17 protein-coding genes and 2 pseudogenes are annotated in these 20,792 nt (G+C 67.4%); 9 read left to right on the top strand and 10 right to left on the bottom strand.

Translation table 11 applies throughout. The features are described from left to right. Nucleotides 1–17 precede the first annotated feature (17 nt). The 4 genes from F8M74_RS27815 to F8M74_RS27800 all read right to left on the bottom strand — a co-directional run bounded on the left by F8M74_RS27815 (nucleotide 18) and on the right by F8M74_RS27800 (nucleotide 5,775). Entirely contained in the window at nucleotides 18–1,481 is a 1,464-nt protein-coding gene (locus tag F8M74_RS27815; RefSeq protein WP_141257659.1) for a hypothetical protein, read from the bottom strand. A gap of 10 nt (nucleotides 1,482–1,491) precedes the next feature. Then, nucleotides 1,492–2,157, bottom strand: coding sequence for a hypothetical protein (locus F8M74_RS27810; protein WP_141257658.1), 666 nt, complete (start codon nucleotides 2,155–2,157; stop codon nucleotides 1,492–1,494). A gap of 94 nt (nucleotides 2,158–2,251) precedes the next feature. Next, nucleotides 2,252–5,248, bottom strand: coding sequence for a CHAT domain-containing protein (locus tag F8M74_RS27805; RefSeq protein WP_141257666.1), 2,997 nt, complete (start codon nucleotides 5,246–5,248; stop codon nucleotides 2,252–2,254). Further along, nucleotides 5,248–5,775 (bottom strand): RNA polymerase sigma factor, encoded by a 528-nt coding sequence (locus tag F8M74_RS27800; protein WP_162295123.1) that lies wholly within the window; start codon nucleotides 5,773–5,775, stop codon nucleotides 5,248–5,250. Before F8M74_RS27800 ends, F8M74_RS27805 begins: the two co-directional genes overlap by 1 nt. Nucleotides 5,776–6,196: 421 nt before the next feature. Here F8M74_RS27800 and F8M74_RS27795 point away from each other — a divergent pair, with 421 nt between their 5' ends. Beyond that, a complete protein-coding gene (locus tag F8M74_RS27795) occupies nucleotides 6,197–6,367 on the top strand; it encodes a hypothetical protein (RefSeq protein ID WP_153881057.1) in 171 nt (56 codons plus the stop codon). Between the two features lie 103 nt (nucleotides 6,368–6,470). Then, entirely contained in the window at nucleotides 6,471–7,649 is a 1,179-nt protein-coding gene (locus tag F8M74_RS27790) for an IS256 family transposase (protein ID WP_141257656.1), read from the top strand. Between the two features lie 425 nt (nucleotides 7,650–8,074). Here the strand turns inward: F8M74_RS27790 and F8M74_RS27785 are convergent, their stop codons facing one another. Then, nucleotides 8,075–9,319, bottom strand: coding sequence for a cytochrome P450 (locus F8M74_RS27785; RefSeq protein ID WP_141257655.1), 1,245 nt, complete (start codon nucleotides 9,317–9,319; stop codon nucleotides 8,075–8,077). A 58-nt stretch (nucleotides 9,320–9,377) separates the two neighbouring features. Further along, nucleotides 9,378–11,015 (bottom strand): FAD-dependent oxidoreductase, encoded by a 1,638-nt coding sequence (locus F8M74_RS27780; protein ID WP_141257654.1) that lies wholly within the window; start codon nucleotides 11,013–11,015, stop codon nucleotides 9,378–9,380. Nucleotides 11,016–11,275: 260 nt separating this feature from the next. Between F8M74_RS27780 and F8M74_RS27775 the strand changes: the two genes are divergently transcribed. From F8M74_RS27775 to F8M74_RS27760, 4 genes and pseudogenes are all read left to right on the top strand, one after another. Continuing rightward, nucleotides 11,276–11,578 (top strand): IS66 family insertion sequence element accessory protein TnpB, encoded by a 303-nt coding sequence (locus tag F8M74_RS27775; protein WP_162295141.1) that lies wholly within the window; start codon nucleotides 11,276–11,278, stop codon nucleotides 11,576–11,578. 3 nt (nucleotides 11,579–11,581) lie between these two features. Continuing rightward, nucleotides 11,582–11,947: an IS66 family insertion sequence element accessory protein TnpB gene (gene tnpB / locus F8M74_RS27770; RefSeq protein ID WP_141257652.1), complete on the top strand. Its 366-nt coding sequence runs from the start codon at nucleotides 11,582–11,584 to the stop codon at nucleotides 11,945–11,947. A gap of 46 nt (nucleotides 11,948–11,993) precedes the next feature. Further along, nucleotides 11,994–12,227, top strand: a complete 234-nt coding sequence (locus F8M74_RS27765; RefSeq protein WP_141257651.1) for a hypothetical protein — start codon at nucleotides 11,994–11,996, stop codon at nucleotides 12,225–12,227. A 44-nt stretch (nucleotides 12,228–12,271) separates the two neighbouring features. Further along, a pseudogene (locus tag F8M74_RS27760) lies at nucleotides 12,272–12,520 on the top strand (efflux RND transporter permease subunit); the annotation flags it as partial. Between the two features lie 82 nt (nucleotides 12,521–12,602). Here the strand turns inward: F8M74_RS27760 and F8M74_RS27755 are convergent. Further along, the gene (locus F8M74_RS27755; protein ID WP_141257650.1) at nucleotides 12,603–13,619 is read right to left on the bottom strand and encodes a nitrous oxide reductase family maturation protein NosD; all 1,017 of its coding nucleotides are present in this window, start codon (nucleotides 13,617–13,619) and stop codon (nucleotides 12,603–12,605) included. A 209-nt stretch (nucleotides 13,620–13,828) separates the two neighbouring features. Between F8M74_RS27755 and F8M74_RS27750 the strand changes: the two genes are divergently transcribed. Next, complete coding sequence (locus F8M74_RS27750) at nucleotides 13,829–14,392, top strand: amidohydrolase family protein (RefSeq protein WP_141257649.1); 564 nt, start codon at nucleotides 13,829–13,831, stop codon at nucleotides 14,390–14,392. Between the two features lie 550 nt (nucleotides 14,393–14,942). On the opposite strand, the gene F8M74_RS27745 is transcribed toward F8M74_RS27750, so the two are convergent. The 3 genes from F8M74_RS27745 to F8M74_RS27735 form a co-directional block, all read right to left on the bottom strand. Then, entirely contained in the window at nucleotides 14,943–16,367 is a 1,425-nt protein-coding gene (locus tag F8M74_RS27745; RefSeq protein ID WP_141257647.1) for a DUF1552 domain-containing protein, read from the bottom strand. After that, nucleotides 16,364–18,079, bottom strand: coding sequence for a DUF1592 domain-containing protein (locus tag F8M74_RS27740; RefSeq protein ID WP_228565839.1), 1,716 nt, complete (start codon nucleotides 18,077–18,079; stop codon nucleotides 16,364–16,366). The genes F8M74_RS27745 and F8M74_RS27740 overlap by 4 nt, the downstream gene beginning before the upstream one ends. 229 nt (nucleotides 18,080–18,308) lie before the next feature. Beyond that, nucleotides 18,309–19,679, bottom strand: a complete 1,371-nt coding sequence (locus tag F8M74_RS27735; protein ID WP_141259170.1) for a hypothetical protein — start codon at nucleotides 19,677–19,679, stop codon at nucleotides 18,309–18,311. Between the two features lie 282 nt (nucleotides 19,680–19,961). On the opposite strand from F8M74_RS27735, the pseudogene F8M74_RS38695 reads away from it, so the two are divergent. Together F8M74_RS38695 and F8M74_RS27725 are read left to right on the top strand one after the other, a co-directional pair. Then, nucleotides 19,962–20,033: pseudogene (locus F8M74_RS38695) on the top strand (hypothetical protein); the annotation flags it as partial. Nucleotides 20,034–20,042: 9 nt separating this feature from the next. Beyond that, nucleotides 20,043–20,603 (top strand): dihydrofolate reductase family protein, encoded by a 561-nt coding sequence (locus F8M74_RS27725; protein ID WP_141259112.1) that lies wholly within the window; start codon nucleotides 20,043–20,045, stop codon nucleotides 20,601–20,603. Nucleotides 20,604–20,792 lie beyond the last annotated feature (189 nt).

The following is a 20,792-nucleotide window of genomic DNA, read 5'->3' as shown; positions in this document are numbered from 1 at the left end:
GCACGAGGCGGGTTTTATTACCTTGCGCTTCGATGAGGCTGCGAGCCGAGGTATTTCGATGGAGGCTTTGACACCAAAGGCAACCGAACTGCGGGGTCTCCCAGCAGGACGTAGCTGGCGAGGTCGTGGTACTTGAGCCAGCGGAAGGCCCAGTCCGCTGGGCTTTCCCGTGGGCGCCTCTTCTCATCTTGGGTCACGCGCGCTTGATGAGCGTTCGCGCTCAACCAGCGCCCGAGCTCATTGGCGGCGTCGAGTAGCGGCCTCATCGCGGCCCCGGCACGAACCTGGTGGCCCAGTTGTTCGATGACCTGGTTGAACCGGGCGTACCTGAGGCGTCCCTGGTCGTTGAAGCCAAGCGTCCAGGCCAGGTCCATGTGCCCCACCACGGCCAGGGGGCCGTCTGGATTCGCCAGCGCTGCTTGGGGAAGCGCGGCGACGAAGGGGCGTTCGCCAGGGGCCGGTAGGGCCGTCAGCGGACTTGCTCTCGCGGCCTGGAGCGAAGGCAGGTCTCGTAGCCAGGGTGCATAGGCACTGCGGGCAGGTGTACCCGCGCTGAAGCACGCCAGACCGAACCAGATGCCACCAGGGAGGAAAGGCCGTGACGCGACATCGTCCGCGGTGAGCAGTTGTTCGCGCGTCAGCAGGAGCGAACCCTGTCGCGCTCGTTGCTTTTCCTGGGACTCCCATCGTCCACGCGGAGGTGGACCCAAACCGTGACTCAGGGACAGCAACACAGAGGGGCCTGCCTGGGAGGCAAAGCCTAGGAATCGTGCTACCGCGGAGTCCTTTCTGGTCCCTGTCTCCTCCATCGACAGGGGCGGCTGGGTTTGAATTGCGCACTCGCGATGACGCTGATTCAAGCAGTCGATGCATGGCTGCATCAACAGGTCATGTCCCTGGTTCGTCGCGGAGCTGCCATCCCTGGCAGTGTAGAAGAGCAGGTTCGCGCGCTGCGCGGTTGAAGGCCTGTTCGTCCAGCGCAGAACCTTGTCGACATAGGCCCGGTAGCCTTCGTCCGTGGGGAACGTAAGTCGGCCCACCAGGGAGTCGGTCGCGAGGGCTTGCTGGAGCTCCAGCGAGGTTTCATCCAGGTCCCCCAGGATGAGGAGATAGGAAGGACGGTCCTCTTCGTTCACCTTCTCGGGCCCGAAGGTCCGGTCCTTCCAGGCATGGGCCTCATCAATCGCCATCCCGCCAGCAGGGCGGTAGATCTGGACAGGATGCCCTCCTTGTTCCCGTTGACGCAGCTCCTGGAGTGGCTCGATGAGCTTCAGCAGCCTGTCTCCCACTGGGCCTTTGGGGGCGACGACCCCCCAGCGCTGCACGGCGAGGTCATTTGGACTCGCGAATGAGGAGCGAAGATAATTCGGGGACCCGTTTTCAGCCGGAACGGGAACATCCGGGAGACTCTCCAGGTCGAGTCCCTGGCCCCAAACGGGTTGATGGCTGTCTTCGTGAGACAGCAGCAGTTCGGCGCGCATGGGTGGGGCTCTAGGACGCCGGGGTCAGGTAGCGCGCCAGAATTTCGGGAGCCAGCGGCGGATTCGCGTGCATCTCCACGAAAGACTGCTCTCGCAGGACGTGCGCGATGAGCGATCCCAGGTCTTCGACGATGGAACCCCGGGTCGCGAAGACCACATTGGTGGAAGGCGGCGCGATAACGCCGAGTGCCAGGAACTGTGACGGGTCGCTCAGCGGCGAGAGATAGGTGTGACGCGAGGCGATGTCTCCTCGCGTCCAAAGCGTCGAGTCCCGCAACCGTGAGTAGGGCTCCACGCTGGCATCGGCCGACATTCCACGAACGGGCGTCCCGGGCGGCGCTTCGTACTCATACCCTTCATAGGGAGGCACCGAAGCGTACTGGTCCACGAGCGACCGAGGGAGCGGAGGATAGACGCACAGTTCGACGACGGCCTCCTCGCGCACCATGCGTTCGACGAAGGCGCCCAGGTGCTCCTCGAGATTTCCCTTTGCGACGAAGAGGGCTTCCACCAGGTCCGCTGGCGAGGGCCAAAGCGCCCCAAATGCCACGAAGGACGAGGGCTGAGAGACCGGGACGATGAAGACGCGTCGCGAGGTTGCGTCGCCTTTCGTCCCGAACGACGCCTCCAGTGCGTCCTCGAGTTCATACACCGGAAGTTGCGGGGGCGTGCTCACGTGGGGCTCCTTTCGGGGGATGTCCATTCATCCTTCACCCACCCGAAAGGACGGCCTGACCCCGATTTATTACCTGGGGCCGGAAGCGGTGAACTCACTCGAACAACAAGACACTTTCCAACCAGCTCGTGCCTCTGTCCTTCGACAGCCACGCCTGCCGCTCGTCTCGGAGTGCAATGGCGGGGGCCGTCCCGTTGCGCATGCGCGCGCGGACGTTGTTGAAGAACTCATTGGCATCCACATCCAGGATGTCCGTGGTCGCGGCGAGCACGCCCCGGGCTCCCTGGTCGAAGAGCGCAGCCGGGAAGCTGAGTGGTTCGTGGACGGCATATGTCGTATGCGCGGCCCGACACGCGGCCAACACCACGAAGGGAGCTCCTCTCAGCCGGATGCTTCGGACCAGGGACATCGTCAGCTCCGAGCCCCCCAACTCGGGTGCCATCAGGAGATAGGGGCTGCTGATGACGCTGTTGATATCGCCGTGGGTCACCAGGTCGATTTCCGAGGCGTGTTCCATGGCGCTGAGCACCCGGCTGGGAGTCGCTTGGTTCCCCTTGAGGAGCACGGGCTCTTCGTCCGGTCCAACGTCCGTGAGCCAGGGGTTGAGCCGCGGAGCATTGGGATCGGCGACCGCGACGTCCGAGACGACCAGGTGGCGCTTGATGGACGGCTTCGAAGCCACTCGTTCCGCGGAGCGCCGCGTCAGGTAACTCCACGCGAACTCGGGAGGGAGCAACCCCGCGCGTCCATGCAAGGGAGGCCGTGCGAGTGCTTCCACCTGCTCACAGGCGCGCAGCGGCGCCAGGAGCGACTCTTTCTTCACCAGCCCACCGAGCTGCGCGCCCAGTTGGCTGCGTCGTGAATCGTCGTAGTCGCCCAGGAGGCTCCCATCCGCTCCTCGGACCAGGAGCAGCGTACGTTCCGAGTCCACGGTCGCCAGCAGGAGGCACCGGTCCGGCAAGGCCGCGCCCCGCTCCCGCCTGGCCAGGTCGAGTACCTCGTTGTACGCGCCCCGCTTTCCTGCCTCAAACATCAAGGACGTGAAGTTGTATGTCCGCACGCGCCGCGCCGTGGGGGTGTCCACCGTCGCGTTCGCCACGGACGTGATGAGGTCCTCCAGCATGCGGCGGCCTCGCGCGACATCGCTTTCGATGAAGAACCGGCCGAGTGCATGGTCTGCCAGAAGCCGTTCATCGGGCTTCGTGGCCGAGTCTCTCGCCCGCAGCAGGTGTGCCTCGTCTTCAGGGTGGCGCTTGAGCCGAGCCAGGTCCGACAGGGTGAATGCCCCGCTGCCGGGGAGGGGGCGTCCCGTGGCCAGCGCGGTGTCAATGGACCGGCGTGCTCCATCGATGTTCAGCTTGTTCCACTCGATGTCCGCGAGGTGTTGGTTCACGGCGCGGTGGACTTCAAGGTCCGTTGGGCCAAACGCCAGAAACTCCATGAAGCGGGCGCGTGCCAGGTGCGCCGAGTCGTTCGCGAACTTCGCGGCCTGGGCGAGTTGCCACAGATTGGCGCGTTCCAACTCCCCTTCGCCACCGGAGCGTGCATTCCTCCAGCCGCGTCCGGCATGGTGGAGCGCCTCGGCGAGTTGATGGCGCTGCAGATAGAGGCCTGAAAGCTCGATGTCGAGCTGGATGCAGCGGTACTCCAGGCCCGCCGTCTGGCAGCCGCGTCGATAGGCATCGAGCAGCGTCCGGATGGCTTCGCCACCAGTTTGCTGGGCCATGTCCGCCGCGCGCCTCTGCGCGAGCAGGAGTTCAAACCAGGGATCCTCGGCGGCGGCGCGTTCGAAAAGCGCGTAATCCTCCTGGGTTCTGCCCAGGAGGACCAGCGCGCCGAGTAAAATATCGGGCTCCTGCGCGGAACGGAGTCTGCTCAAGAAATCCGCTTGCCACTGTTTCGAAAGCGCGGCGCGTGGTGCTGGATTCGATGGGGAAGGAGTGGAGAGTTCTCCGTAGGCCTTGGCGAGCTGGGCATAGTCTTGGGCCAGCGGCGCCCGCCGGGAGAAGTCGGTTGTCGCTACCCGGTGCACGTAGTCCTGGAGGATGCTTCCCCTGCCTGCCCTGGCATCCAGTTTCGCCGCTAGCCCCAGCAAGGTCAGGACTCGTTCCGGAGTGGAGGCTGCCCGTACCGCGTCGTAGAAGTAGATACGCGCGCTTGGGGCCTGGATGAAGTCTTCCGGAAGGTTCTGGGGCGGTCCGTCGAGCAGCGCCATTCCCGATGCCTTGAGTACACGCGAATGCGCGTCGCCTCTTTGGACCGAGGTCTCCAGTTCCGCCGCGTTGTTCGCGGCCTCTTCGGCCCAGCCAGGCTCCCCGAGTTCCACCACGTCGCGGAAGGCTTGTGCGGCCACTCTCGCATGTTGCAGTTCGCGCAAGGCCAGGGCCCGGTTCCATAGTGCCTGAGGCATTCGGGGATTCAGGGACAGGGCTGCATCGGCTGCCTGAAGCGCTTGGTCATACTGGCGAAGCACCAGTAGCGCCGCGGACCTGCTCACCTCCCGCTCTGCTGAGGGGGCGAGGCCCTCCAGCATTCCGAGGGCAATCTTCGCGAGCGCCTCGTCGTTCTGGGCAATGAGAAGGGCGGTCCCTTCCTGCGTCTGCGTGGGAGCCGCCAGCGCGTTGAGCTGGCCCTGAAGTCCGGCCAGAGGACCGCTGGTGCCGCCGGACATGGTCCTGTTGACGCGAGCACGCGGCCGATGGATGTCAGCGGCGGCCAGCGGCAACCGGGCTTCCAGTTTGCGCTCGTGCCCTTGCACGAACTGCGTTGGGGATGGCTGTGGGGTATCTCGGGGGAGGAGCTGTACGACAGCCACCATGACCAGGATGCCCGCGGCGAAGGATGCCGCCATTCTCACGCCAGGCCGCACCCAGAACGGTGGCGGTGTGAACGTCCGCTGAGCATCCGCATCGTCGGAATGGGCCCCGAGCGCATTGAGCGCTTCGTTGCCCAGGTACTTGAGCTCCATCAGGGTGGAGAGTTCGTGCTGACACTGCTCGCAATCCGGCAGGTGCTGGCGGAAGGACTCGGCCGCGTCGGGAGGGAGTTCTCCGTCGACGAACAGTTCGACATTGTCACAAGGGAGGGCCATTAGTTTCCCCTCGAGGAGAGCGCCTTGCGCAGCTTCAAACGAATGTCATGCAGTCGCTTGCCCACGGTGCTGACCGGAATGCCGCAGTCGTTGGCAATCTCCTTGTAGGGCTTGCCTTCGGCCATGAGCTTGTAGGTTTTCTGCATCTTCGGACTCAATGCCTGGAGGGCCTCGGTGACCGCCTCGATGGTGATTGCCTCTGACAGGAGAGGAGGCTCGGCGTCCGATACGGAGTGGCTGCGCTCCGGCAAGAGCGGGTCCAACGCATTCCGTTCGCGGACCCGGTTCCGACGGAGCTGGTCCTTGAACGCATTGACGAGCGTTCGCGTCAGGATCCGTCCACTGGCTTCGCGATCTGGAAGAGGCCGCCCATCCCTGTACTGCTTGATGAAGCGAGCGCAGGTCTCCTGGACAAGGTCCTCTGCGTCGTGCGGATTCCCACATAACTTCTTGGCGTGGATGCGAAGCCACTTCCGGTGCTGTTCCGCGAGGTCACCCGCGCTCTGCCCACTTCTCATGGTGCTCATCGAATGTGGGCGTCCCTCCTGCCGCCGCGAATGGCGTTCCAGCATAGGAACAGGTGCCTCAGGGATGCGAGCCTCCAGCTCGGTGGCCCTGCTTTCGGATGGCTGCTCATCCATCGGGTTGAATGCGCAGGGCAGAGAAATGTCGGATGGGGGCATAGAACCTTCTGTCTGCCCCTCTGACGGCCTTCCGCTGATTTGTTACCTGGAAATCGGGCACCCCGTTTGACGAGGCCGTGGGCTCGCAGGGTACGGGGCGGATAAGCCCCAGTCGCTGGAACTGAAGCGTAACTTTTCCGCTGTGCGGTTCAGTCCAAGTGCGTCCGACGGTGGCGCACCCCTGTTGCATCCTGGCTTTTCTATTCTCCGCGCCACTATGGTCTGCCTTCTGAGGTCTTGATTTACCCAGAGGGGGATTCTCAACATGACCGCGTTGTCGACAGCCGCTGTGCTGTTTCTCCTGAAGGCGGGGGCCGCGCCGGCGCCCACCACGACCATCGACTTCCTGTACTCCGTCAGCCCTTATCCCGCGCCGGAGGCGAAGTACGTCGCCTGTGACACGCCCGAGGCTCGGCTCGGGGTCGTGTCCCTATAGGTGTGTAGATGGCGAGGAGGGACGAGCGGAGAAGAGGGAAGCTCCTCGGTGAAACCAACCGAGACGGTCTCCCCCTGGCAGGGGAGCCGAGGAGTTCCCCGACGTGGACGTTAGCGAGTTTGAGTCTCCCGCGCACGAAGAGGTGCAGACCGACCTGCGGGCGCTGTTCCGCGGAGCCATCCGGATGACGCTGGAGGCGCTGCTGGAGGAAGAGGTACGGGAACTGGTAGGGGCTGGCTGGTGGCAGCGGATGGTGGGCGGGGTGGACGTGCGCAATGGCAGCTACCTGCGCACGCTGGTGACGACGGCGGGGGCCGTGGACGTGGCAGTGCCACGCACCCGGCACAGTGGTAGCGCGGGGGAAGTGCTGGGCCGCTACAAGCGTCGCAGCGGGGAGCTCGACGAGGCGATTACCAGCGCGTACGTGCAGGGCGTCTCCACGAGGAAGATGGGCAAGGTGACGCGGGCCCTCATGGGGGAGGCCGTCTCGCGCTCGACGGTGAGCCGGGTGACACGGACGCTGGAAGAGAAGGTGGAGGGATTGCGCACCCAGCCCCTCACCCAGTCCTTCCCCTACCTCTACCTGGACGCCACCTTCCTGGACGCCAGGTGGGCACGCACGGTGCAGAACGTCTCGGCCCTGGTGGCCAACGGAGTGGGCGAGGATGGGCACCGGCACCTGTTGGCCGTGACGCTGGGGGGCAGCGAGTCGCAGGACTCGTGGTTGGAGCTGCTTCGCCAGTTGCTTGAGCGCGGGCTGAGGGGCGTGCGGCTTGTCATCGCCGACGGACATGCGGGGCTGGCCGCCGCGGCCCGACAGGCGCTGCCCGAGGCACAGCTGCAGCGCTGCACGGTGCACCTCACCCGGAATGTCCTCGCCAAGGCCCCTTGGCGGCTTCGTGGACGGCTGGGCAAGGAGACGTCGGCCATTTTCGAGGCCCCCCACCTCAAGGACGCCAGGAAGCGACTGGAGGCGCTCCAGGCCGGCCTGGGCCGCCAGGTCCCCGAGGCCATGGACTGCCTGCGCGAGGGCTTCGCTGCCGCCACCTGCTTCTTCGCCTTCCCCAAGGCCCACTGGAAACGGCTTCGCAGCACCAACGGCCTGGAGCGTCTCCACGGCGAGGTGAAACGCCGCATCCGCTCCGTCGGAGCCTTCCCGGACCGCGCCAGTGCGCTGCGCCTCATCATCGCCGTCGCACTTGAAGTCACCGGCATCTGGGACGACCGCCGCTATCTCGACATGACTCTGCTGAATTCAACTCCAGACACCACCGCTGCTTAACCCCGCCAAGGAGCCTTCCTCCCCCGAACCCCCTCCGGACCAACTACACACGATTCGGGACTTGACCACGCGATGTTGATGTGAATGAAGGACGCAGGGGCGCACCTGCTCGGCCGTCCACGGCTCTTCAAGCGTGCCCTGGCTGGCAAGATATTGAGCGGAGGCAGCGCAGATTTTCATGCCGGAGCCTGTTAGCAACCAGCCTCCGCCGGTGAGAGTTGGAGGCGGCGGGAATCGAACCCGCGCCGGGCGGTGCGAAACCTCTAGCAGAATCGCGCCCTTACCTCGTAACCGCCCGGAATGCTTAGGAGTCGGTATCCCGCCGCGTCCCGTCTCGTCCTGTTCCAGCCCATTCCGCACGTTCCTGCGACATACGTGCAACATGGCGAAGCCCGTCGCCTTTGGTCAGTGAGCCGGGGCAGACGCTATCGCACGCCCGCCGCCCGGATGCCGTCGACCTCGACGAGGAGGTGGAGGGGACCTCGCAAGGTCGGGTTGGGCCGGTAGGGGGGCGGGTCGGCAACGAGCCTGGGGTGCTCAAGGCGGCAGGCGAGTTCGGTCAAGGCAATCTGTGCCTCCAACCGGGCAAGCGGTGCACCAAAGCAGTAGTGAATGCCACTGCCGAAGCCCAGGTGCGAGTTGTTGGGCCGGTCGGGCATGAAGCGGTCGGGGTCGTCGAAGCGCTCTGGGTCGCGGCTGCCCGCAGCGAGCATCAGCACGAGCGGCGAGCCCTGGGGAATGGTGGTGCCGGCAATGTCGATGTCGGCCAGAGTGACGCGGTCAGGCAGGAACTGCACCGGTGGTTCATAGCGCAGCAGCTCCTCGACCAGCGGGATGCTCAGCTCGGGCTCACGGCGCAGCCGCTCGAACACGCCGGGGTGGCGCAGCAGGGTGAGCATGCCATTGGCGATGAGGTTGACGGTGGTCTCATGGCCAGCGACGAGCAGCAACGCGGCGGTGCTCAACACCTCTTCCCGCGACATCCGCCCGTCGGGGCCGTTATCCGTCAGGAACCCGGAGAGCAGGTCGCCGCCGGGCTGGCGCAGGTGGGCATCGGCGAGCGCAGCGAGGTACTGCCCCAACTCCGCGTTCGTCCGGTCGCGCTTGGCCTTTCGCTGCTCGAGCGTCCCTGTGGTGGGGTCAAGGGTCTCGATGCCCGCGTCGGCCAACTCGTGAAAGCGCGCTTCGTCCTCACGAGGGACTCCCAGCAGCTTGCAGATGACAGTCACAGGGAATGGGTAGGCCACGTCGCCGACGATATCGACCTGGTTCTTGCCCGCGAGCGCGTCAAGCAGGCCCGTGGTGGTCTCGACCAGCCAGGGCCGAAGGGCATCAATGCGTCTGGGGGTGTGCGGCGGCCCGAAGGGCCTCATCGCCAGCTTCCGGAGCCGGTCGTGGTCGGGAGGGTCGCGCCGGATGAAGGGCTCTGGCAGCCCTGGAGGGCCCTCCTGGGGGGAGGGCGTGGCACCGGCCTGCCGGACGAGGTTGCGTATGTCGGAGCTGACCCGTGGGTCGTGGAGCAACGCGACAATCTCATCGTAGGTGCTGACGATGTACGTGCCGTCGGCCTCGCGCGCCACGGGAGTCTTCCGCAACTCGGCGTAGAGCGGGTAGGGGTTGGCCCGGTTGGCCGGGTCGAGGATCTGCTCGAAGATGCTGGCCTGTGCCATGAAGCGGTCTCCTTGAGTCCGTTGGAGGGGTGGGGTGACGCGGCTGCCGACACTCGGCTCAAAGGTGCCGGTACACCCACCGGACCCGCCGCTCGTAGGGTTCACGGCCGGTGACCATGACGGTGGCCTCGTGCTCGGACACGGCCCGTTTCGGAAATTCGGGAGGGACGGGCCGCATCTCAGCGGGCTGATGGACGGTGCGGAAGGCGGGCGGGAACGGCGCGGCCGCATCGATTAAGCCCTGGTAGAACTCCAGCCATTTGGGCTGGTCGAAAGCGACCGCGGCGGTGACACGCCCCTTGTAGCCGTAGACGGCGACGAATCGGCGCTCGGCGAGTGAGCCCTGGGTGATGACGAGCGCGTCCGAGAAGGTCGGCACACCCACCGATTTGATGCTGACGCCGAATTGTGTGGACCAGAAGGTGGGGATGGCCAGGTGTGGCCAGCGGTCCGCTTCCGGGCTGAGCATGTTGTGGGCCGCAATTTTAGCCTGGGTGACCGCGTTGCCCCAGTGCTCGAGGGACAGGAACTGGTAGTCGTAAATCGGGTGAGGGCAGCGGGCCACGTCCCCGGCGACGAAGATGTTCCCGGTCACCAGGCCGTTGATGTCGAACGCGTGGCAGGCCGCATCACAGGCCACCCCCCATCGAGTCACCGCCAGCCCCGAGCCGCGCAGCCACTCCACGTTGCGGATCGCCCCTAGCGCGACCACGGCCACGTCGACGTTCAGTGTCGAGCCGTCGGAGAAGTGGGCGCGCCGCAGCCTCCCGTTTGCATCCCCCTCCAGCCGCGTGACGGTGACGCCGCAGCGCAGGTCGACGCCATGGTCGCGTTGCAAGGCGGCTGCGACCGCCCCGACAACCCCGCCGAGCGCCCCCACCAGTGGAGTGGCCCCCCGCTCCGTGACGGTCACCGGCAGACCCAGCTCGCGGCACGCGGAGGCGACCTCCGAGCCGGTGAACCCGCCGCCGATGACCAGAACCCGGCCGGGTCTGGCGGCCAGACGGCGCTGCAGCCGGGCCGCATCGTCGCGGGTGCGCACCACCTCTACGCCCTCCAGCGACGCCTCCGCGTCGTTGGGCCACGGCCGGGCACGCGCCCCCGTCGCAATCAGCAACCGGTCGAACTGGACCCTGTTCCCATCAGCAAGGAGGACCTGCCTGCCGGCCAGGTCCAGTCCCATGGCACGGACTCCCAGGTGCCAGTCCGCATCGAGCTCGTCGCTGTAAGGCAATAGGGTGTGGTCTGCCCTCACCCAACCTGTCAGGACCTGCTTGGAGAGCGGCGGCCGGTCGTACGGGTCGTAGGCCTCATCCCCGATGAGGGTCAACGACCCAGCAAAGCCTTGGGTGCGGAGCATGAGGGCGGCAGTCAACCCGGCCAGGGATGCGCCGACGATAACGATGCGGCCACCGCGCTTGAACGCCGCTTCCGCGTCGGTGAGACGCACGGGCCCCCTGGGCTTCCGTCGCTGTGCAGGCTCTTTCTGCATCGCCGCCAGGGTGCCCATCCCGCCAATGTGGATGGCCTGGACGGGGCACGCCGCAGCGGCTCGCTTGATCTGCTCACGAAGGGCGTCGTCGGGGTTGGAGTCGTACAGCAGCGCATCCCCGCTCTGCATCCTGAACACGCTCGGCGCAAGGAAGGCGCACTGCGCATACCCCTGGCAGCGGGTGAGGTCGACGACGACTCTCATGGGCACACGGCCTCCTCAAAGGGGTGGCATTTCGCATGGGAGGCGCACGGGAGGAATGGGCCGGAAGTTCGAAGGGAATGGCCGGTGGTGTCCAGCGAGCGGCGTATGAATGCAATCTCCTCGCGCGTGAGCAGCCTGCTCTCCGCGTGTTTCCAAGTGGACCCGCACCTCTACTGGCAGCAGGTCGATCCGTATCCGTCCGGCCAAGGACGTGCTGAGAGACGTTGAGTGAGGAGTCGGCGCCGTGGACCCTGGCGTGCATGTCGAAGCTGGAATGGTGGCGGGGGGCTGAGGCCTTCGAGGCGAGCGGACTGACGCAAAAGGTATTCTCCGCGCAGCGAGGCGTGCGGCTGAGCACGCTGCAGTCGTGGGGGTATCGGCGGCGACGTCAGCAGACTGAGCATGCTGAGACGGTGCGCCTGCTGCTGGTGGAGGTGGCTGGCGTGTCGCAGCCGAGCACGGCGCTGCTGGAGGTGGAGCTGGCCAGCGGTGCGCGCCTGCGATTCGCCTCCGGCACCGACGTGGAGTACGTGGCCCGCCTCGTCGCGGCGCTGGGGCGGTGAGGAATGTTCGCCCTGCCTGCCTCGGTGCGCGTGGTGCTGGCGACTGGGCTGGTGGACATGCGCAAGTCGATAGACGGCCTCATGGCGCTGGTGCGCGCCGCGTGGGGCGAGGACGTCTACTCGGGCCACCTCTTCGCCTTCGTCTCGCGCAAGGGCGACAGAGTCAAAGTGTTGACGTGGAGCCGAGGCGGCTTCGTGCTGCAGTACAAGCGACTGGAGGCGGGGAGATTCCGGCTGCCGCCGGTGGACGCGGGCGCGCAGACGGTGCACCTGGACGCGACGCAGTTGGCGATGCTGCTGGACGGCATTGACCTGGCCCAGGTGCGGCGTCAGCCCGCCTGGACGCCTCCCGGGCGCACGGGGACCTGACAGGCCTGGTCCGGGACGAGGTGCGGCGGCGGCGTGTTGAGGCTGCGTGCCGCGCGAGTTACCTCAAGAGCACTTCTGCCCCTGGCGCGAGGAGGCGGAGGAACTCAAGGAGCGCCTGACGTCGCTGGAAGCGAAGATGGCGACGCTGGAGCGCCACGTCTTCGGCCGCAGGGCGGAGAAGTTGCCGACGGTGTCCGCTGAGCTGCGAGGGGATGCGGTGTCGACGGCGGCCCGGGCCGAGGCCGCGAAGCAGAAGCGCCAGCAGCGGGCGGCCCGGTAAGCCGAGGAGGCCCCGGCGCGAGAGATTCGCCACGCGGTTCAAGCGTTCTGGCCACCGCGACGATGATGGCGGCGCTGGCGCTGGGCGCGGAGACGCGCGCGCCCATGTCCATCGCCGTGCTCGGCGGCCTGTCCGTGTCCACCGTGCTCAGCCTGCTGGTGGTGCCCGCCTTCTACGTCATCGCGGACCGGATGAAGACGCGGGTGGGAGCGAGGCTGGGGAAGAAGCCGGATGCCGAGTCGGGCCCGCACCCGCCTCGCACCAACGAGCCCCGGCCGGCGACGCACGGCTGAGAGGCGGAACGGAGCTTCCGTTCCACGCACGCCGCCAGCGCCCCCGTGAGTCCAACCGGGTGGGGCTGGCGGCGTCCTCGTCTCAGGGGGCCACGAGCCCCAGGCCCTCGAAGGTGACGTCGACGTCACCCAGGCAGTCGGCGAGCTTCAGCGGCGAGTCGGGGCGGAGGCGGAAGTCGCCCGCGTCGGCGTCCCTGAAGAGCGGCTCCAGCACCACGTTGCCGTTCTCACCCAGGACGACGCGCGGCGGGACGGCGTGGGTCTCCGCGACGTGCTGGTCATTCTGGAAGAAGACGTTGCAGCGGATGTCCCCCGTCTGCATGTACATGTGGCTGAGGCCCACGGCCGAGCCGGCGATGACGTTGCGCCGGATGTCGACCTGGCCCGCCTGCACGCCGAGGGCGAGCGAGGTGTTCTTCCAGAAGATGTTCTCTTCGACGACCGCCGCGTCCTGGAGGTGGTTGAAGGCGAGCGCGTAGTCATTCCTCCAGAAGAGGTTGCGGCGCACGTCCGCGAGCGCGTGGAAGTAGAGCAGCACCCCGGTGCCGTTGCCCTCGAAGATGTTGTTCGTCACGAGCGCGGACGTCGTCGCGTCATGGCCGTCCGCGAAGATGGCGGAGGCGTACCAGTTGCCGCCGCACCAGCGGTCCAGGTCGGACGTCATCGTGCACCACGTGTCGGAGCCCACGTTCCGGAAGGTGAAGCCGGAGATCTCCACGTCGCTGGCGCCGGAGTAGTCGATGAGGTTGAAGGGCTCGCCCAGGCCGTCCCAGAGGGTGATGGGCGCGCCCGCGCCGATGAGCCGGATGCCGCTCTTGAGGACGACGTGCTCGGAGTAGACGCCCGGCGCGACGTACACCGTGTCCCCGTGCTGTGCGGCGTCGATGGCGGCCTGGATGGTGTCGTAGTGCTTGGGCACCACGAGGGTGCGCGGCCCGCGGGGCTCGGGCTGCTCCGGGGCCGCTCCTGCGGGCTGCTGCACGTCAGGTGTGTCGAGTGCCGCGCCCTCGGCGTGGAGAGACTCGTTGCCCGTGGGGCTTCCACAGGCGGCCAGGCAGAGCGTGAGCAGCGTGAGTGAGCCAGGGTGCTTCCAGGACATGGTTCCCCCTCCCAATGGAGTCACGAGACAGCCGGCCCCTGTCGCACCACGAAGTGTTACCCGAATCCGAAGCGGAATGGCTCCTCGAAGATCTGAGGCTCGCGGCCGTTGAACCCTCAGAGTTCTGAGAGAGTGTGTCGTGTCCTGAACGCGCCGCACGCTACGCTGCGCCGCGTCCCTGATTCCCTTCGGAGGCTTCGTGAAGCGGCTTGCCCCTGGAGAACGAGGGCAGCGGCTTCGCCGACGTGGCCCTGCGCGACGCCATCCGCCAGGGGCTCGTGGAGGGGCCTCGCATGCTGGTGGCCACCCGTGGCATCGCGACGGTGGGCGCCTACCACCCGTTTGGCACCTCTCCCGACGTGAAGGACCTGCCCACGGGAGCGCAGTTCGTCAGCGGGGTGGAGGAGGCCCGCCGCGCCGCACGTGAGCAATTGGGGCAGGGCGTGGACTTGCTGAAGGTCTACGCGGACTGGGCCACGCCCACGCTCACCGTCGACGAGCTGCGCGTCATCATCGGCGAGGTGCACAAGGCGAAGCGCAAGGTGGCCGTCCACGCGATGACGCCCGAGGGCATCCGCAATGCACTCGCCGCGGGCGCGGACTCCATCGAGCATGGCCACAACGCGGACCGCGCGGCCCTGGAGCTCATCCGCCAGAAGGGTGTCTTCCTGGTGCCCACGGTCGGCATCCTCGAAGCCCTGGTGGATCGCGCCCCAGACGCGGCCATGCGGACCCGCTTCGTGGCGCGCCTGGCTGGGGCCGGAAGACGGTAGCGCTCGCGCATCAGCTGGCATACGTGAAGGGGGCCCCCGGGTTCTGGAGCACCTGGGCTTGCCCACGGCCTGTGCGAGGTTGGCCCCGGCACGAGGGCCACCCCAAGCCGCGTGGTGTTGAGGTGCAAGATAGCCACCAGGCTGGCGGCTCCTGCCACGCACCTGATGGGAGCGCGGCCTGGGCAGGCGTGTACCCCAAGGGGTTCCTGTCCACCGGCCAGGGGCATCGCACGGGAGGCCCCGTCAGCGGCCCTCCTCGGCCCCTCCGCTCCAGCCCTCACCCTCAACAGGGCCTCTATCCCGCCTATACGTCGTCCGCCATGTCTCCCCTGAATCCGGTCGCTGCGTCACGAGCGCATCAGCCGCATGACGCTACTGGGCCGGGCGTGCGGTCCGGGCTGAGGTGATGCTGAATCGCTCCTCCGAAGATTCGTAACGCTTCGCCGTGCTCTGTCCCGGTGCGCTTGCCCCAACTCCACGGACAGCGTGGTCACGCTGCCTGAACGACCTGCTCCAGCGCAGGACACTGGAGCAGGTCGCAATCGTCCACTCAGGCGATGAGCTCGGAGAGCACGCCCTTGGTCAGCGACGGGTCGCCGAAGTCGTCCAGGTTCCCGCCGGCCGCGTTCCTCAGCCCCACGGCGGTGCCAATCGTGTTCAGCATCCGGTTGTGGTTGGGATTGCCGCCGCCCGACGCCTCGACGTAGACGCCCTGCTTGAAGAAGCCATTGCAGCTCCCCGCCAGGACGAAGGGCACATTGCGCGCCGAGTGAGCCGGCCCGTTGCCCAGGTCGTTGTACCAGACAGCCACGCCGTGCTCGATGAGTCGCTTTCCGTCCGGCATCTGGTAGGCCACCAACCGGTCCAGGAGGTGCTTGAAGGCGCTCGCGAACTGCACGTCCACGTGGTGGTGCAGCAGGTCCGAACCCGTGATGATGCCGCCGCTGGAGTCGTGCGACGAGCGACGGTGGGACACGTAATGGAAGTTCTCCATCAATTGCCCCGTGTCCGGGTTGCGGTAGCGCGTGTCGCCGTCGTTGCCATTGCCCACCTGGATGACGGCCGCGCGGTTGGTGCCGCACGCCATCGCCATCACGGCGATGTCCATGTGCAGCCTGGCGGTGGCGAGCACCTCGGTACCGTCCGTGCTGTCATAGCCGGGCGACTGCTGCTGGAGGATGAGCTCCTGGTCCGCGCGCATGCGGCAGCTCAGGGCGACCTCCAGGTCCCGGACGTTGGACAGGTGCAGGTCCAAGCGCTCATGGTCGGACGCGCTCAGCTCGGGACGCTGCTGGAGCGCCTGGAGCTGGGCCTTCACCAGGTCGTTCACGCTGCGCTGCCGGACGAGGAGCTGCTCGCGAGCCTCGGGAGTCAGTCCTCCCGGGCCGCCAATCATCGTCTGGTACGCATTCCACGGGTCATGCAGCGCGGCCCGGCGCACGTTGCTGCTCCGGTAGGAGAGGCAGGGCCCCCCGAGCCAGCCGCCACGCCGGCCCGCGTAGAAGACGAGCGAGTCACGCTGCTGCGGATTGAGCTCGCGGCCGATGCGGTGGTCGATGGACTCGCCCGCGGACTCGGAGCCGCCGCCCGCGCCCTCCACCACGGGGCCCTGCGCCGTCAGCCCCTGCATGGCGCCGCGGGCGTGGCCGTCCCCGTAGTTGTAGTCCTTCATGTTGACGTTGCGCACCAGCAGCAGGCGCGCGCGGTGGTCATCGAGCACGCCCACGGCCCGCCCGGCCATGCTCTCCGCGGTGAGCGCACCCAGGGTGCGCGGCCAGAAGCGCTCCGGCTCTGCGCCGAGCTCCGACGTCGTCTGGGCCGAGGCGACGCCGTTGGCCTGCCGGAAGAAGATGGCGTACGGCAGCCCCCCCGAGTCCGCCGCGCGGGCGGTCCTCGGCATCAGCCCCTCGAGAAACGGCAGGCTCAGCATCGTCCCGCCCAGGCCCTTCAACACCATCCGGCGACTCAGCTTCATGGCAGCTCCCCCGGGTGGCGATTCACGAAGCCCTCGCTGGTGACGACCTCCACGACGAGGTCGACGATGGACAGGTTGCCCGCCTTCGACAGCTTTCCGAGCCGCTCCACCAGCGGCACATCCTCGTGGGCGGACGGGCGCCCGTGGAGGTACTCCACCCAGTGCTTCGCGTAGCACGCATGCACCGCTTCATTGGCCGCGAGTGCGTCCGCCAGGTCGAGCGCGTCGCGCACCGACACCGTCTCTCCGTTGATGTTGGGAGACGCGCTGGCGTCCACCGGATGTCCGTTGTCCGTGGTGCGGTAGCCGCCGATGGCGTCGAAGTTCTCGAAGGGGAAGCCGAGCGGGTTGATGAGGTTCGAGTGGCAGCTGGCGCACGCAGTCCCTGGCGCTTCGGTGTGCGAGGCGACGACCTCACGATTGGTGCGGCCCTGGGGGGCGGGGAGCGGCGGGATGTTGGCCGGCGGCGCGCCAATCTTCCGGCAGATGATGCGCTCGGACACGAAGACGCCGCGGTGGATGGGGTCCGGGTCCACCGACGTTGCGTGCGAGGCCAGGAAGCCCACCTGGGTGAGCACGCCCTTGCGCTCGCGCGAGTCCAGCGTCACGGGGACGAAGTCGGCGGTGAACGTGCCACTCAGCCCGTAGACGCGCGCCAGCTCGTCGTTGACGAAGGTGGCCGGCGAGGTGAGCAGGTCGCTGTAGCCGCCCTTGCGGGAGAAGACGACGTCCTGGACGAAAAGGGTCGTCTCCTGAGCCGCGTACTCCCCGAGGCGCTCGGACACCTGCGGGTAGCGCGTGAGGGAGGGCCGGATGGCGGCATAGCGGGGCACGTCGAAGAGGGTGCGGTGGAAGGCCTCCACCACCTTGTTCGAGCGCGCGTCCTGGAGCATGCGCCGTGCCTGTGTGGCGACGCCCTCGCGGGAGTGCAGGGTGCCCTCGCTCGCGGCGGCGAACAGGGCGTCGTCCGGCATGGCGCTCCAGAGGCCGTAGCTCAGTCGCGAAGCCACTTCGTAGTCGTCGAGCGGCACCCGGTCCTGCACGGCCTGCGTGCTGCGCTCCACGCGGTAGAGGAAGTGGGGCGACTGAAGGAAGGCTTCAATCACCAGCCGGATGCCACCCTCGAAGGCCGACATGTCCGCGTAGGCCTGGGGCCCCTGGCGGTACAGCCCGAGGTAGCTCTCCACCTCTTCGGACGTCAGCGGGCGCCGATGCGCGCGCAGGCCGAAGGACTCCACGAAGGCGCGGGCGCGCTCCTCGCCGGTGGCGGCCGACGGAGGCAAAAGGCGCGCGAGCTTCGTCGCGTCCGTCGTCACCTGGCCGGCGAGTTCAGCGGCGGCGCGCTGGTAGGCGCCCCAGAGGGCCTCGTCGACGGAGAGGGCGCGCGCATCGTTGTCGAAGAGGAAGCCGCTCTGGGCGGGGTCCGCGCGGAAGGTGCCCGCCAGCGTGGTGGGCGGTGCGTCCAGCCTGAGCAGCTCCTGCACGCTGTTCGTCCACTGCACGTGCGTCAGGCGCGCCATTCGCACGGACGGGGCTGGCTTCTCGATGGCGGTGGGCGGGGGCGTACCGGGGCCGGGCCCTCCACCGGGGCCCTCCGGGTTGGAGATGGTTCCTTCGCAGCCAGCAGCCCCGCTCAAGACCAGCCCGAGCACCACCGGGCGCCACCACCATCCCCGCTCCGCTGGCTCTCGTGACAACCGTTGTGACCGCATCCTCGGCACGAGCGCCTCCATCATTGGGAGACATACCAATCAGATGGATGATGCGTTCCTGTCAATGTAGCCGCGACTCGCACGCGCATCGGTCGAATGGCCCGATGACACGGACACTGAAAAACTCGTGTCACGCGTGCATACGCGTTGCATCTTTCGTGTGGGCCTCGCGGAAAGTGAGGAGGAGGCGCCACATGCGTGGGGGATAGACCCCCTCAATGCGGTGGTGTTACAGCCTGAGGTACACGCCGAGCTGACCGCTGAAGTACAGGTCCTTGGCGCCGCCGGCGAAGACCGGGGCTCCCTCCGCGGCGTCGGCGGTGAAGGAGTAGCTCCGCAGCTCTCCGCCCAGCCGCAGACCCAAAATGCGCGTCAGGGCGAACTCCACGGCGAGCTCGCCATCGAGTCCGGAGCCGCTCAGCTCCGGGAGGTAGTCGTCCGAGGACAGCTCGCCGCCGCTCAGCACGTGCTGGTAGCCCACGCGCGCGGCGATGGCCCATCGCTCGGTGAGTGCCTTGCGCAGGCCCAGCTCCACGTGCGCGAAGCGGTAGTCCACGTCGGGCAGGGCGAAGGTGCTCTCCGGCGGGAGCTCCACCGCGAAGGAGTGGGTGCCGTATAGCGCGCCCACCGAGACCTCCAGCCACGGCAGCGGCAGGCGGAGGCGCAGGCCTCCCTCCAGGAGCTGCGCGGTGGTGCCGTACTCGGAGCCATCCGGGAGCCGCGTGGACAGCCCGAGGGCGCGTGAGCCCCGCGCCACGATACCCAGGTTGTGCACCATCCCATCCGTGAAGTGGGAGATCGGGAAGTAGCTCACCGAGAGGCTCGCCGCCGCGGCGCTGTTGAGGCTGTATTCGGGCAGCGCGTTGGCGTTGCTGCCCGAGAAGTTGAAGCGGCGGAACAGCCCCTGTCCGGACAGCAGCGCCTCCAGGATGGGGCCGTCCAGGTTGCGAAGGCCGGCTGCCTTCGGCTCGGGCTTCACCAGCGGCTCCTCCTTCTTCACGGTGGGCGGAGGAGGCTTCACCACCGCCGGGCGCGGCGCCTCCGCGATGGGGGTCGGGGGCGCGACCTCCGGCTCGGAGACAGGCGTCGGAGGCGTGACGGCGGCAGGCGGGAGGCTCTGCTCCGGGCCCGCCTTCAGGGCCGCGCCCAGCTTGGGCTCGAGTTCGCGCCGCACGTCGGGGAAGGCGCGGTTGGTGCGGACGTCCCAGCGCTCCTCCGCGAGGAGGGTGCCGTCCTTGCCGGAGTAGGCGCGGACCTCCACGTCCCAGCGCTTCGTCCCCTTCACGGAGGCGAGGATCAGCACGTCCGCGCCGAGCTTCTTTGCCAGCGCCTGCCGCTGCTCATCCGTCTTCGGACCGCCGCGGATGCGCTTCACCTGGGCATCCACCTTCTTCGCGGGCAGCACCTCTCGCCCGCGTCCCTTCTTGCCAAACTCCTGCGTCAGCACCCTGCGCAGCGCATCCGCCTGGCGGCCCTCCGGGCGCAGCACCGCGACTCGGGTCTTCTGCGCTTGCGTCTTCTTCGCCTGTGCGGCCTCGGCCGGGCGGTACGACACGACCAGCGCCAGCACCAGCAACACCCATCCCGCGATGCGGCTCACAGGGCCACCTCCTTGGAGCGAACAGACGAGGTGGTAGCGGCCGGGAGGGCAGGGACGAAGGGGCGGGAACACATGGGGGCTCGGCTTCCAGTGTCGAGACGGGGGCTGCCTCAGCCCCAAGCAATTGAGGGGCCAACATCCCGGAGCTTGGAGCTTATCTCGGTAGGCGCGCGTGGAACCAGGTGATGATGCCCACTGCGAGGTGCAGCATTCCCAGGGCCCAGCGGCTCGTCATGCGAATCATTCACGTCATGACGCGTGTTCTGACGCAGGTTCGCGACGCCTTCGCTCCTGGCGCACATCCTCTGCGACAAGTTCTGCGACGGCCTGCCGTTCCATCGCCAGGAGTGTTAGACCCGCCGCATGGGACTCCTGACCTTCAGCATCAACGTCACCCTGGACGGCTGCGTTGACCACCAGGAAGGAATCGCCGACGACGAGACACACGCCTTTTTCACCCGCCTCATGGACGAGTGCGGGGCGATGCTGTGGGGCCGCGTCACCTACGAGATGATGGAGAGCTACTGGCCGGCGGTCGCCCGCGGCGACGAGGAGGCGCCGCCGGCGATGCGCGAGTGGGCGGTCAAGCTGGAGGCCAAGCCGAAGTACGTGGCGTCGTCGACACGAAAGGACTTCCCGTGGACCAACAGCCACCACATCGCTGGCGACCTGCGCACGGGCGTGCAGAAGCTCAAGGACGCGACCCCCGCCGGCGTGCTCCTCGGTAGCGGCAAGCTCGCGACCGATCTGGACCGGCTGGATCTGATCGACGAGTACAAGTTCCTCGTCCACCCCAGGATCGCCGGCCACGGCCCGACCCTGTACCAGCAGAGCGGGCTGCCCAGCACGCGACGGCTCGAGCTGGTCTCGGCGAAGCCGCTCCGCAGCGGCGCGGTCGCCATGCACTACCGGCGCGCGCGCTGACTCTCCCTGGCGGGAAACGGGGCAACAAGAGCGGCCCTCTTCGTGGAAAAGTCTCGTGCGTGGCCGTGAGCGGTGTTCCCTGACGATGGCGATGCGGGTGTCTGCCACGGCAGCCGAGGACGATTTCCCTGAAATGGACGAAGAGCTCCTGGCTGCCATCATCCCGCGTGACTCACCAGCAGCCAGGAG

This window comes from Myxococcus sp. CA023 (assembly GCF_010998615.1).
GTDB lineage: Bacteria > Myxococcota > Myxococcia > Myxococcales > Myxococcaceae > Myxococcus.
Note: the sequence above shows the minus strand (reverse complement) of the source record. Positions and strands in the feature narration are given on the sequence as shown.